General features: G+C 37.3%; 15 protein-coding genes and 2 pseudogenes. All 17 read left to right on the forward strand.

All coding sequences use genetic code 11. The features are described 5' to 3' along the window. Nucleotides 1-144 precede the first annotated feature (144 nt). A complete protein-coding gene (locus OCV48_RS09935; protein WP_394803270.1) occupies nt 145-642 on the forward strand; it encodes a flavodoxin in 498 nt (165 codons plus the stop codon). Between the two features lie 16 nt (nt 643-658). Continuing rightward, nucleotides 659-1,042 (forward strand): MerR family transcriptional regulator, encoded by a 384-nt coding sequence (locus tag OCV48_RS09940; RefSeq protein ID WP_009203852.1) that lies wholly within the window; start codon nt 659-661, stop codon nt 1,040-1,042. A gap of 5 nt (nt 1,043-1,047) precedes the next feature. Next, the gene (locus tag OCV48_RS09945) at nt 1,048-1,554 is read left to right on the forward strand and encodes a flavodoxin (RefSeq protein ID WP_394803271.1); all 507 of its coding nucleotides are present in this window, start codon (nt 1,048-1,050) and stop codon (nt 1,552-1,554) included. 11 nt (nt 1,555-1,565) lie between these two features. Further along, complete coding sequence (locus tag OCV48_RS09950; RefSeq protein WP_317246819.1) at nt 1,566-2,120, forward strand: acyltransferase; 555 nt, start codon at nt 1,566-1,568, stop codon at nt 2,118-2,120. 4 nt (nt 2,121-2,124) lie between these two features. Further along, a complete protein-coding gene (locus OCV48_RS09955) occupies nt 2,125-2,964 on the forward strand; it encodes an aldo/keto reductase (protein ID WP_147591840.1) in 840 nt (279 codons plus the stop codon). 114 nt (nt 2,965-3,078) lie between these two features. Then, nucleotides 3,079-3,504: a GNAT family N-acetyltransferase gene (locus OCV48_RS09960; protein WP_147591841.1), complete on the forward strand. Its 426-nt coding sequence runs from the start codon at nt 3,079-3,081 to the stop codon at nt 3,502-3,504. Nucleotides 3,505-3,620: 116 nt separating this feature from the next. After that, nucleotides 3,621-4,055, forward strand: a pseudogene (locus tag OCV48_RS14135) (zinc ribbon domain-containing protein); the annotation flags it as partial. Nucleotides 4,056-4,566: 511 nt separating this feature from the next. Continuing rightward, the gene (locus OCV48_RS09970) at nt 4,567-5,187 is read left to right on the forward strand and encodes an LptM family lipoprotein (RefSeq protein WP_147591843.1); all 621 of its coding nucleotides are present in this window, start codon (nt 4,567-4,569) and stop codon (nt 5,185-5,187) included. 243 nt (nt 5,188-5,430) lie between these two features. Further along, nucleotides 5,431-5,991 carry an RNA polymerase sigma factor gene (locus tag OCV48_RS09975; RefSeq protein ID WP_147591844.1) on the forward strand — a complete coding sequence of 187 codons (561 nt, stop codon included), beginning with the start codon at nt 5,431-5,433 and terminating at the stop codon, nt 5,989-5,991. Then, the gene (locus tag OCV48_RS09980; protein ID WP_147591845.1) at nt 5,988-6,959 is read left to right on the forward strand and encodes a hypothetical protein; all 972 of its coding nucleotides are present in this window, start codon (nt 5,988-5,990) and stop codon (nt 6,957-6,959) included. The genes OCV48_RS09975 and OCV48_RS09980 overlap by 4 nt, the downstream gene beginning before the upstream one ends. Before the next feature lie 317 nt (nt 6,960-7,276). Further along, nucleotides 7,277-8,353 carry a VanZ family protein gene (locus OCV48_RS09985; RefSeq protein WP_147591846.1) on the forward strand — a complete coding sequence of 359 codons (1,077 nt, stop codon included), beginning with the start codon at nt 7,277-7,279 and terminating at the stop codon, nt 8,351-8,353. A 324-nt stretch (nt 8,354-8,677) separates the two neighbouring features. Next, nucleotides 8,678-9,280, forward strand: a pseudogene (locus tag OCV48_RS14090) (AAA family ATPase); the annotation flags it as partial. 255 nt (nt 9,281-9,535) lie between these two features. Next, nucleotides 9,536-10,129: a DUF234 domain-containing protein gene (locus OCV48_RS14095; RefSeq protein ID WP_394803276.1), complete on the forward strand. Its 594-nt coding sequence runs from the start codon at nt 9,536-9,538 to the stop codon at nt 10,127-10,129. A 479-nt stretch (nt 10,130-10,608) separates the two neighbouring features. Further along, entirely contained in the window at nt 10,609-11,010 is a 402-nt protein-coding gene (locus tag OCV48_RS10005; protein ID WP_147591847.1) for a biotin operon repressor, read from the forward strand. A gap of 9 nt (nt 11,011-11,019) precedes the next feature. Then, nucleotides 11,020-11,574, forward strand: a complete 555-nt coding sequence (locus OCV48_RS10010; RefSeq protein ID WP_147591848.1) for a biotin transporter BioY — start codon at nt 11,020-11,022, stop codon at nt 11,572-11,574. A gap of 10 nt (nt 11,575-11,584) precedes the next feature. Then, entirely contained in the window at nt 11,585-12,553 is a 969-nt protein-coding gene (bioB, locus tag OCV48_RS10015; protein WP_147591849.1) for a biotin synthase BioB, read from the forward strand. Continuing rightward, nucleotides 12,546-13,229 (forward strand): dethiobiotin synthase, encoded by a 684-nt coding sequence (gene bioD / locus OCV48_RS10020; protein WP_147591850.1) that lies wholly within the window; start codon nt 12,546-12,548, stop codon nt 13,227-13,229. The genes bioB and bioD overlap by 8 nt, the downstream gene beginning before the upstream one ends. The last annotated feature ends 18 nt before the right edge of the window (nt 13,230-13,247 follow it).

Raw genomic sequence — 13,247 nt, forward strand, 5'->3', positions numbered from 1 at the left:
CTGGTAAGGTCTAACCAACCGCCAGTAGCGAGTCTTGGGTCTTCCACAGTCTGCGTCATACCAGCGTTTCTGAAGAAAAAATCAAAAGATCTTGACTTGGAGTTAACTTCAAGTAGTATACTAATCGAAACAGGAGGTAAAAAGATGAAGAAATTACTGATTATATATTATTCATGGTCAAATGGAAACACGGAAAGAATTGCAAAAATGCTGCAGAGTGAGACTGATAGCGATATTCTAAAAATAGATACCGTAGTTCCATATTCTGGCAGTTATGATGATGTGGTAAATCAGGGACAGAATGAAGTGCAGCGCGGATATGAACCTGAAATTAAACCGCTGTATATCAATATTGCAGATTATGATGTCATCGCAGTTGGGACACCTACATGGTGGTACACAATGGCTCCGGCTGTAAAAACATTTCTGCACCAACAGGATTTTACCGGAAAGACAGTAGTACCTTTTATGACAAATGGTGGCTGGCCAGGGCATGTAATAAAGGATATGAAAGCAGCCTGCAAAGGCGCAAATGTGGTTTGCGATATGCAGATACAGTTTGATTCTACAGGTGGAAGTAATCTGGAGACACCTCAGGAACAAATTAATGAATGGATACAGAGTGTGAAAAATCTTCTTTAAATTATGGAGGAAAAATATGACAATAAAAGAAGTGTCAGAAAAATATGGTATTTCACAGGATACCCTCCGTTATTATGAGAGGGTTAATGTGATTCCTAAAGTTACAAGAACATCCGGAGGAATTCGGGATTACCAGGAAGAAGATCTTAGATGGGTTGAGCTTGCAGTATGTATGAGAAATGCAGGACTTCCCATAGAAAGTCTGATTGAATATCAAAGGCTATTTAGGGCGGGAGATTCTACAATACCTGCGAGACTTGAGTTGTTGAATGAGCAGATGGATATTCTTCAGAAGCAAAAAGAGCAGATAGAGGAAACTATGGACAGGCTTTCTTATAAGATATCACGGTATGAAGAAGCAGTGAAAACAGGAAAACTGGTATGGACAAAGGAGGAATAGTACAAATGGCAAAGCTGGTAGCATTTTATTCAAGAGCAGATGAAAATTATTTTGGCGGTTCCATGAAATATATTCAGATTGGCAATACTGAGAAAGCTGCAAAAACGATAGCTGATATGACAGGAGCAGACCTTTTCAAAATCGAGCAAAAGATTCCCTATGCCGCTGATTATAATACCTGCATTGCACAGGCAAAAGAGGATAAACAGACAGGAAAACGACCAGAGATACTAAATCTGCCACAGGACATAGATCAATATGACGAGATTTATCTTGGATACCCGAATTACTGGGGAACCATGCCAATGGCTGTATATACTTTTCTGGAAAGTTATGATTTTACAGGAAAGAAAATTCATCCATTCTGTACGCATGAAGGAAGCGGATTGTCAAATACGGAGAGTGATATTAAAAAAAGTGCAAAAGGTGCAGTGATTGAGAAAGGCATTGCGATACATGGAAGCAGCGTAGATCAAGCGAAAGATGTACTTGAAAGATGGATACAGAAATAGAGGTTAGAAAAATGGAATGCAAGGAAATACGTGTTGATGTAAGAACTGCGTCAATAAAAGAAAGTGCAGAAGGGCAACGTCAGACAAAAATATTATTTCAGATTAATCATACAATGCCTTTTACTGATGAATATAATTATTTATTAAAGGAATTGTTTGGAAATAACCTAGGAGATGGGAGTATGATATCACCACCGCTTAATGGAGCATGTGTTGGAAGCGTAAAGATTGGCAGGAATGTATTTATCAATTCTAATCTTCTTGCAATGGCAAGAGGTGGAATAACGATTGAAGATAATGCTATGATTGCTGCAAATGTACAGCTTATTTCCAATAATCATGATCCATATGATTTGTGTACTCTGACTTGTAAGCCTGTTCTGATAAGAGAATATGCCTGGGTAGGAGCTGGAGCTACGATACTTCCGGGAGTATGTATCGGAAGACACGCAATTGTGGGAGCTGGATCTGTAGTGACAAAGGATGTACCGGATTATGCAGTAGCAGTTGGAAATCCGGCAAAAGTAATAAAAATGCTTGATAAAGAAAAATTTCAGGAGGACTAAAAAGATGGAAAATATGAAGTTGAATAACAATTTGGAATGTCCAATGCTTGGACTAGGAACTTTTATGTTATTACCAGAGGATGCCTACACAAGTACATTAGAGGCATTAAAAATGGGATATTCCCTAATTGATACAGCAAATGCTTATGTAAATGAGCGTGCAGTTGGAAGAGCAATCAAGGATAGTGGAATTGACAGAAAAAATATATTTCTATCAACAAAAATATGGGCTAGTGAATATGAAAATGAGAATACTGTAGAAGAAACTCTAGAAAGACTTGGTGTTGATTATGTGGATTTACTTTATATACACCAGCCTGCAGGCAACTGGCTTGCCGGATACAGAATGCTTGAAAAAGCGTATAGAGAGGGCAAAGCAAAATCCATTGGTATCTCGAATTTTGAAGGAAAATATATGGAAGAGTTGGAAACAAAGTGGGAAATTCTACCTCAGTTTATTCAGGTGGAAGCACATCCATATTTCACACAGAAAGAACTTCGTGTAACTTTAGACAAATATGGAATTAAGCTTATGAGCTGGTATCCGCTGGGACATGGAGATACAGCATTAATGAATGAGTTGGTATTTGCAGGACTTGGAAAAAAATATGGAAAAACACCTGCACAGGTTATTCTCCGTTGGCATACTCAGATGGGATTTGTTGTAATTCCTGGAAGTAAAAATGCAGAACACATTAAGGACAATATGGATATCTTTGATTTTGCATTAACAGATGAAGAAATGGAACAGATTGCAAAGCTGGACAAGAATGAAAGATATTATCACCGCACGGATGAACAGCTTGTACAGTTTGCAAACTGGAAACCAGAGTTTGAAAAATAATATGGAGAAAATAGTATGAGCAAAAATGATGTATGGCTGAATCAGTAAAATGGGGAAGTACGGAGCAACTGCTTCAATCTTTTTATCTAGATGTAGTTGTGGAGAATATTTGTTATGATTAGAAAGTTGCTGAACGGAGATATCGATAGAGTTGCTGACATATGGTTAAAGACAAATCTGAAAGCACATTATTTTATTTCCAATCAATACTGGAAAAGTAATTATGAATTAGTGAAAGAAATGATGTCACAATCCGAAGTCTATGTGTATGAAGATGATAAAATGATTCAAGGATTTGTAGGACTAAATGCTGAATATATCGAAGGTATTTTTGTCTCCGATGAAATGCAGTCATGTGGCATAGGTAAGCTTTTATTAGATTATGTTAAGGATAAAAAAGTTAGCTTACGATTAAATGTATACCAGAAGAATGCCAGAGCAATTTCTTTTTACCAAAGAGAAGGGTTCATTATTCAATGTGAAGATTTGGATGAAGATACTGATGAAAAAGAGTACACTATGCTATGGAAACGAAAATAGAAATCGAGATTTGTCTGTGAAAAGCCCGTGAATAAGCGGATGTTAATATGTATTGCTTGTGGCAACGGCTCTATTGAATATAGAATTGAGCTATCAAAAACAAGGAGGCAGAGATTATGCTAAATGAAAATATCAAAAGAATTAGAAAGTCAAAAGGGCTGTCGCAAGAAGAACTGGCAATTAAACTGAACGTAGTAAGACAGACAGTATCAAAATGGGAGAATGGTGATACCGTTCCAAATACTGATACACTTAAGCTCTTATCTAAAGAATTTGATGTTTCAATCAATACGCTTTTGGGAGAACCCAGAAAGCTGATCTGCCAGTGCTGCGGGATGCCAATTGATGATGAGTCCATATTGGGACGTGATAAGGATGGCACATTAAATGAGGAGTATTGTAAATGGTGTTATGCAGATGGAACGTACACATATAACGATATGGATGAATTGATTGATGTATGTGTAAAGAATATGGTAAATGAAAGCTTTACCGAAGAACAGGCACGCACTTATCTGAAAGAAATGCTTCCAAAGTTAGATTATTGGAAAAGGTATGCTGAACTTAGTGATAATGGGCAGTTTGAAGAGTTTAAAAAGCAATTGATAAATGAAATTAATGATCTGCATATAGACGGACTTCCAAGGGTAGACAAACTAAATGCACTTGTGGGGAAATATGTGAATCTGGAATATACTCTGCCGAATGGACAAAAAGTGAAATTCCTTGATGATCAGAAAACTTATCTAGGGAATCAACTGGAGTCCGAATTTGGAGGAGACAGGTGCTTCGGTATTCTGGCAGGCATGGATTTTATTCTGGTATGTACATATGAGAAAGCTGGTAAAAATCCAGAGCTGTTGATTTATAAAAAGAGATAATATAAACAAGTTCCTGGGAAATAATCAATTCAAACTTAGAGGAATGGATATTATGATGAACTATATCCGGAAAAGAAAGAAACGAAGGGCAAAATATACCCGAATATGACAATATGGTGGATATTGTAAATGCAACAAATTCAAAAAAAGTGTTTATCAATTTAGGAGTAGCAAAAAAGATATGAAGAATAAGTTATTTTTGATAATCATGGTAGTTATGGTATGTTCATTGACCGCATGTGGGCAGCAGGAAACCGGAACTATGACTAATACCGGAAACAGTACAGAGCAGGTCGTTACGAGTGAAGATAATAGTGAGCTGGCAACAGCAGAAGATAATAATATGGAGCAAACAGAGACGAAGGAACAAAATCAATTACAGGATGTGAAGCCTTCATATAAAGAATTCAGAGGCATATTAGATGAAATTGATTCGAATATTCAGCCGGGAACAGCCGAAAATGGAATGAATTCTATTAAAACTGCAGCACATTTGCTTAACTGGGGAGTTGGAACCAGTATGACCACAGATGAGGTTAAAAAAGTGACAGTATCATGGCTTTCTGATAAAGGAAACTCTGAACAGGAGGAATTTTCGAATAAGCTTGCATCTGTGTATGATGTATATCAGAAATTATTAGGTCCTGATGCAAAAGAATTACTTGAGCAGGCAGGCTGTGATGATGCGGCATATCCATGGAGTGATGCTCCTGTTGAAACAATTGAAGCAATTGTAGATGTAGTACAGCTCCCGGAGGGTTACGAAAATGATAATCCGGGTGCAAATGCTCATGTTACATAGAGAAGCAGGAACAAATATAGCAAGGACAGTCGCCCCATGCTATTCCGAAGCAAGGGAACACGGTAGAAATGTTTACAGATTTATGCTATCATATATGCAACAGCATTGAACAGCGACGGTCTGGCGCAAACGCCATACCGCCGCTGCTGCTATCTCAAAAACTTTTTGAAAAACTTTCGGATTTGTTGTAAGTTTTCACTCTAAATCCATAGTACATAGGTAAGGGAGAAAGGAGGAGCCGCTTTGATAGAAGATGAAAAAATTATACAACTATTTTTCGAGCGTTCCGAGCAGGCAATCAAGGAGCTGGATTTGAAATATGGGAAAGTCTGTCACAAAGTATCATATAACATACTGCACAATAGACAGGACGCAGAAGAATGTGTCAATGACGCTTATTTAGGAACATGGAACGCCATACCGCCACAGCGACCAAACCCTTTGCTGACATTCCTATGTAAAATTGTCCGCAATCTTTCCATCATGCGCCACCATTCAAATACGGCTATAAAAAGAAACAGCACCTATGATGTTGCTTTAGAGGAATTAGAGGGATGTTTAGCGTCCGCAGCCACAGTTGAAGTGGAAATTGAAGCAGACGAATTGACCCGTATCATTGACAGTTTTCTTGAAACTCTGTCGCAGGAAAACCGGGTAATCTTTATGCGCCGCTATTGGTTTTCTGATACATACCAGCAGATTGCAGAACGTGTCGGCATTACAGAAAACAATGCGGCTGTTCGTTTGACCCGCATTCGTAAACAAATGAAAGACTATCTAACAGAAAGAGAGGTTTCACTATGAAAGCAAAGAAATTTTCCGAAGCATTAGGAAATGTCCGTGATGAATATGTGAGTGAAGCTATCGCATATCAGAGTAAGCGCAAAAGTCGCAGTTGGCTCAAATGGGGAGTTGTTGCAGCTTGTCTGTGCCTGATAATGGTAGCTACGATTCCTCTTTGGCGGGGTAACTTTGTCAGCAATCAAGGTAACGAAGATAAAATTCAAGGTAACAAGGATAAAATTCAAGGTAACGAGGATAAAATCATTGATTCCGAGAATGGTGTGTCCATTCCAAAACTGGATGTAAACTTGTCTAACGATGTTGAGGCAGACATGATAGGATTCTTCATCTATCAAGGAAACTGCTATGTACAATATGAATGGTTTGATAATGCAGAGAGTATTGTCGGCGAATACCTTGGAACAGCATCCGGTTTAATTGATGAGTGGACGCCTGGAGATGGATATGTAGAACTTGCAGGTAGTGTCAGAGGTGATTTCTATTCTGTAAACGGGTATGATCCTAATTTCATGCTGTGTATGAAGTACGATGACGGACAGGTTTCTACCTACATCTGTAATTCCGGCATTACGCTCAAATACGGCTCCGAATTGTATGAAAAAAGGTTGCACCTGTCCGAAAACTACAGTGCGGTGCAGTTTGAAACACGTGAGTCATGGTATTACAGCAAAGACGAGGTTCATTCTCTGAATGGCGACGCAGAAACCGTCCAGTCCTTCTTAAATGCACTGAATACCGCAGAGTTTATACTGTGGTCAGATGTACCCGAAAAGGAAGGTTACACAACATCTTCCATCTATGACACAGAAATGTACCATGTGTATTTTGAGATGAAAAATGGCTTAGTTGTTCATCTCCAACTGTACGAAAACGGGTATGTACGTTTTCGGGGAATGCCGGATATCTGTGTGCAACTCTCTCCCGATGACTATACTCCGTTTATAGACTTGATGAATAGAACATCGTAATCAAAAAATCAGCAAAATAGTAAAATCGATTGCCCATGCTCGTTGGTAATCAAAGGAGCAACAGTCTAAACTGCTATCGCTCCCGTTCATTATGAGAATAAAAAACTGAATACCCGCCGCACATCACAGCGGCATACCAGCCGAAAAGGAACTGCTGTCTTAACCGATGGCAGTTTTCTTTTTCGGGAAGTATTCAAGAAGTCATTAAGTCTTGAGTGTAATGGAAGTGGTAGGAAAGTTCACAAAGGTGTGATATAATGTACTAAATTGAGAGCGACAAAAAAAGTAATTTAGTGTTGAGAAAAAGGTGTTAATATATGAAGAAAAAAATAAGTTTAATATTAAGCATAATATTATATTTAGTTGCTATATTTATTTTGCTATATTATTTTAGTGTAGAGTTTAATGAATTATTACGTTTAAGTCCAACGGGAAGAATAGTATTATTACTATCAGGTTGTCTTTTTATGTATTTTGGTGGTTTAGTTTTAACAAAATATATAGATAAGAAATATAAGAATAAGGTTTTAAAAATAAATATAGGTATATGGTTTATTTTATATATTATATTATTATCAACACTTACCTTATTTGATGATTACTTTTTTAGAGAAAATTTTAATATATTGAATTGGAATAGTGAATTGTTTAGAAGTTATATGTCTAACTCATTTAATTTAATTCCATTTAAAACAATATTTGGTTACATTACAAAGTTTATTAGTGGAGATATTGCACCATATATATTTATATATAATATTTTAGGAAATGCAGTTGCTTTAATGCCTTTTGCCTTTTTCTTACCAATATTATTAAAAAAACAAAAGAAATTTAAAAACTTTTTAGTAACTATGATTTGTATAGTTATAGGTATTGAACTGTTGCAATTTATTACAATGTCTGGTTGTTGCGATATAGATGATGTGATTTTAAATGTAGTAGGTGCATTAGTTATGTTTGGTATATTGCGAATAAAATCAATCAACCAATTAATAAGAAACATATTTCTTTTAGAAAAAAATAAAATTGATTATAAAGATTTAGTAAAAAAGATTATTATTATTTTAATACCAATTATCTGTATTATTGGAGTTGTTTTTATAAGTGAAAATAAGTATATAGATAAAAATAGTCAAACTTTTACACACTTAAAGATAATAGATAAAACAAAAGAAGAAAATATTGCTTGTAATACTGCATTAGAACAATTTTATGAAGATAAAGAATATATATATTATTTTCCTTGCGAAAAAAGTAAATATGTAATAGTTATATATTCTAATGGTTATCAAGAAACTGTAAAATCATCTTTAGAATATGGAGATATAACTATTGAAGATTTAGAAAGAAATAATATAGAATTTATCAAACAGAAAAAAGATATGAGTAACTGATAAATACCAATTGTTGCCATCCATAAAGCAGATGGAAACAGATGGGAAGGTGTCGCTTCGTGGTTTGATTCAAGGGCACTTTTATTTGGATGGTCATTTTCTGCAAAAAAGGGACACTTTCTGCAAGACATATGGCATTTCATTTTATTCTATGCTATTATTACAAATGATACAATAAATCGTTCTGAATAAAGTGTTTTTCAGGAAACATCCAATGTAGAAATTTTGATTATATAACCACCTTGATTTTTCGGAGTTTAAGAATATAATAATATCAAATCAGGATTTAGTAAATCAGGATTAGATACATGAGGAGGTGTTTTTATGTTTATAGGCAGAGAAGCAGAACTACAATTCCTAAACGATAAATATGAAGAAAACAAAGGACAGTTGATTGTCTTGTACGGCAGACGACGTGTTGGAAAAACGGAAACCCTCAGAGAGTTTTGCAAAGGCAAGTCGCACATTTTCTTTTCCTGTACTCAGACAACTGACAGGATGTAGCTTGCAAAGTTTTCAAAACAACTCTTGAAAGAGGATATTCCTGCAAAGCAATATGTTACGGAGTTCGCTGATTGGGAAAAAGCATTCAGAGCTGTTTTGGATTTGCCTTATGGGGATGAAAAGAAACTTGTCATCATTGATGAGTTCCCGTATATGTGTCGAGGAAATAAAAGTATCCCTTCCATTTTGCAGAATTTGTGGGACGCAGAATTTAAGAACAGTAATGTAATGCTGATTCTTTGCGGTAGTGCAATGAGCTTTATCGAGAAAGAATTGCTTGCTGAAAAGAATCCGTTGTACGGCAGAGCTACCGGAATTTACAAGATGAAAGAAATGGGATTTTATGATGCTGTAAAATTCTTTCCGGACTACTCACCTAAAGACAAAGTGCTTACCTATGCTGTGCTTGGAGGTATTCCTCATTATCTGAACCAATGGAATCCAAAACTGTCTGTGGCGGAAAATATTAAACGCAACATCCTGACAAAAGGTTGTATTCTATACAGCGAGGTAGATTTCCTGCTTCATCAGGAACTGAGAGAAACACCGATATATAACTCCATTATTGAAGCTGTGGCACTTGGTAACACGAAACTCAATGACATCAGTCAAAAGTCGCTTGTTGAGGATACTTCAAAGACGAGCGTATATTTGAAGAACCTTATCGAATTAGGAATAGTGGAAAGAGAGTTTTCCGTTGACGCCGGAATAAAAGATCAGGCAAATACCAACAGAGGTACTTACCGCCTGACGGATAATTTCTTCCGTTTTTGGTATGCTTTTGGATATACGAATTTCTCTCAGCTTGAGGATGGAGATGTCGAAGGCGTTTACGATTATGCGGTAGAACCGCTGTTACACGAATTTGCTTCTTTCAGCTTTGAGGATGTATGCAAGGAATTTGTTCGTGAAATGCAAAAGAAAAATGAACTGCCATTCCGTTATAACAAAATGGGAAGATGGGTTGGAAAAACAACGGTTCGTGATAATAATGCGGTTGATGGTTTGAGAGTGGCTGAAACAAAGATAGACCTGCTTGGAATTGGCAGGGGTGCAAAGAAATATCTTGTCGGTGAATGTAAGTTTAAGAAGTCACCGTTTAGCTATTCCGAATATCTCGACACACTTGCAAAACTAACACCGTTGAAGCAGAAGGCGAAATTCTACTATGCACTGTTTTCAGAAAGCGGTTTTGATGATAAGATTGAGAGTGCTGCCGAAGAAAATGATGTGCGGTTATATACACTTGAGGATATTGTAAATTATAAGTAGTTCATTGAACATCACAACCTATAAAAGTAATGACTTCTTTCCGAGTGCTTGCAGAGGTATCGGCAAATCCTACTTTCTTCGGCTGGGGGTTCAGGTACTCGGACCGGAGAAGGTCAAGGAGCAGTATTAGCAAATGGTTGTTCAGGCGAGTGAAAATATGAAGTAAATAAACTTAGAGTTGAGATTAAGGGTACTCTTGATTCGTCAAGTATATAAATTAGAAGAAACTGCAATTATGGCTGTTGGGATTCTTTTCTGTTTTAAACGGAAGAGAAAAAATGAGCTGACAGAGGTTTAGTATCGCTTGATATAATAATAGAGCTGTCCATTAAACACCCCTGATACATTTTAACCGAAATGTGTCAGGGGTGTTTTTATGAGAGAATCGTATTTTTTAAAATGTCAACCAGTAAATAAACGAATAGGTTGACAAAAGAGGATGAAGTTTGATATAATTTCTTCGTTAAAGAAGTGTTAAAATGACGACCAAAGAAAAAATACTCGAATTATTTGAATCAAACAGAGATACTTATTTTTCGGGAGAAGAACTTGCCCAAAAACTTTCTATATCCCGGACAGCGGTTTGGAAAGCTGTCAAAACATTGCAGAACGAAGGTTATGCAATTGACGCTGTAACAAATAAAGGCTACTGTCTTTCAGCAAAAACAGATATTTTGTCAGCACAGGGAATCACAAAATACCTGCGTACTGAAATTAAAGATATGAATATTTCTGTTATGGATATAGTGGATTCCACCCAAGAACTACTCTGCAAAATTTCGGAATCAATATTTATCAACCGAAAAACGGATTTCCAAAAGAAATATCACGATGGCACAGAAGATTGTTGTTCATCGGGCAAAATCAGTATTAGAATTTAAGGAGATTATATGCAAGAAAATAAAACCAAAGATTTAATTATGTGTTCCCTTTTTGTCGCTCTGATTGTTGTAGGAGCGTTTATCAAAATTCCCATTCCTGTTGTACCATTCACTTTACAGCTTTTATTTACAATGATGGCAGGACTTTTGCTTGGCGGAAAACTCGGAGCTTTGTCCGTTTGTATTTATATTTTTATGGGACTTCTCGGTATTCCTGTGTTTGCAGAAGGCGGTGGCCTTGCGTATGTTTTAAAGCCGAGCTTCGGATATATTATTGGTTTCGCCGTTGCGTCCTATGTGACAGGCGTTATTGCCAATAGGGCATATAAACCAAGCTATAAACGCTTGCTTGTCGCCAACTTTATCGGTCTTGGAATTGTTTATCTGTTCGGAATGGTTTATTACTATCTGATGAGCAATTTCTATCTCGGAAACCCAATCGGCTTATGGCCGCTATTCATATATTGCTTTATTTTAGCGGTGCCCGGCGATATTGTGTTGTGTATTCTCGGAGCGTTTCTTGGGAAAAGACTGATTCCTATTATGAAAAAAAGCAAAATGTGAGGATATAAAAATGAATCTTAATGAATTAACAAACGAAGTTATGAACGGCAGACAAATCACAAAAGAAGAGGCATTATTTCTGTATGAGCAGCCTCTCTCTGAGTTGTGTAAAAATGCTGATAAAATCCGTCAGCACTTTTGCGCTAATCAATTTGACATTTGCACAATCATCAATGCCAAAAGCGGAAACTGTTCTGAAAACTGCAGGTTTTGCGCACAATCAGCTCATAATCATACCTGTGCCACGAAGTATCCGTTGCTTCCGAAAGAAGAAATTTTAAAGCAGGCAAATATAAATCACGAACAGGGTGTTCTTCGCTATTCAATCGTAACATCAGGTAAACGCTTATCTGATGCGGAAGTAGATGAAATGTGCGAAGTTGTTCGGGAAATTAAAGAAAAAGTCGGCATTTCCGTTTGTGTTTCTTTTGGATTGTTGAATGAACAGCAGTTTCGTAAGCTGAAAGAAGCAGGTGTGACAAGAGTACATAATAATCTCGAAACCTCACGCAGGAATTTTACTAACATCTGCACCACTCATACCTTTGACGATAAAGTACAGGCAATCCGTTCAGCACAGGCAGCGGGACTGTCTGTTTGCAGCGGAGGCATTATGGGACTTGGTGAAACCGCCGAAGACAGAATTGATATGGCGTTCAGTCTGCGTGAACTTGGCATTAAAAGCGTACCTGTAAATATGCTGAACCCAATCCCCGGTACTCCGTTCGGAAGCAATAAGAAATTGACGGAAGAAGATATGCGCAGAATTGTGGCTGTTTATCGTTTCATACTTCCGACAGCTTCGATTCGTCTTGCAGGCGGCAGAGGTCTGCTCCCCGATAAAGGCAAAGGATGTTTTGTTTCGGGCGCTAATGCGGCAATCTCAGGAGATATGCTGACAACTGCGGGAATTACAACAAAAACAGATATGGAACTATTAAATGAACTTGGATACGAGGCGAAAATTTGCAATGAGTAAGAATATCTTTATTACAGGAACGGGAACAGATGTAGGAAAAACTTATGTGACAGGACTGATTGTTAAAAAGTTGAGGGAAAGCAATAAAAAAGTGGCTTATTTTAAAGCGGCAATGAGTGGCAACGACCGCCGCTTAGACGGCAGCTTGATACCGGGCGATGCCTTGCAGGTAAAAACTATGTCGGGCATTGAACAACCGCTCGAAGAAATGTGTCCGTACATTTATGAAACGGCTGTTTCTCCGCACTTGGCGTCAAAATTTGAGGGAAATCCTGTTGAAATGGAACAGGTGCTGAACGGATTTGATAATGCCTGTAATAGGTATGATTATGTTACGGCAGAAGGTTCAGGCGGTATTCTTTGTCCGCTTCGTTTTGACGAACAAAAAATTCAGTTAGAAGATTTTATCAAGGCTCGTGAGTTATCCTGCCTGATAATTGCTGACGCAGGGCTCGGCACAATCAATGCCGTTGTACTAACCGCAGAATATATGAAATCTCATAAAATGCCCGTGAAAGGCATAATCTTTAATCATTATGAACCGGGCAACAAATTACACGAAGACAATCTGTTTATGTGTGAAACTATGACCGGGCTGAAAGTGATAGCCTGCGTTAAAGACGGAGATACAGATTTGGATATTCCGTCTGAAGTATTAGAAGGACTTTATGAATAACACGGAGGAAATATTAAA

The organism is Bovifimicola ammoniilytica, assembly GCF_025567085.1.
Taxonomy (GTDB): Bacteria; Bacillota; Clostridia; order Lachnospirales; family Lachnospiraceae; genus Bovifimicola; species Bovifimicola ammoniilytica.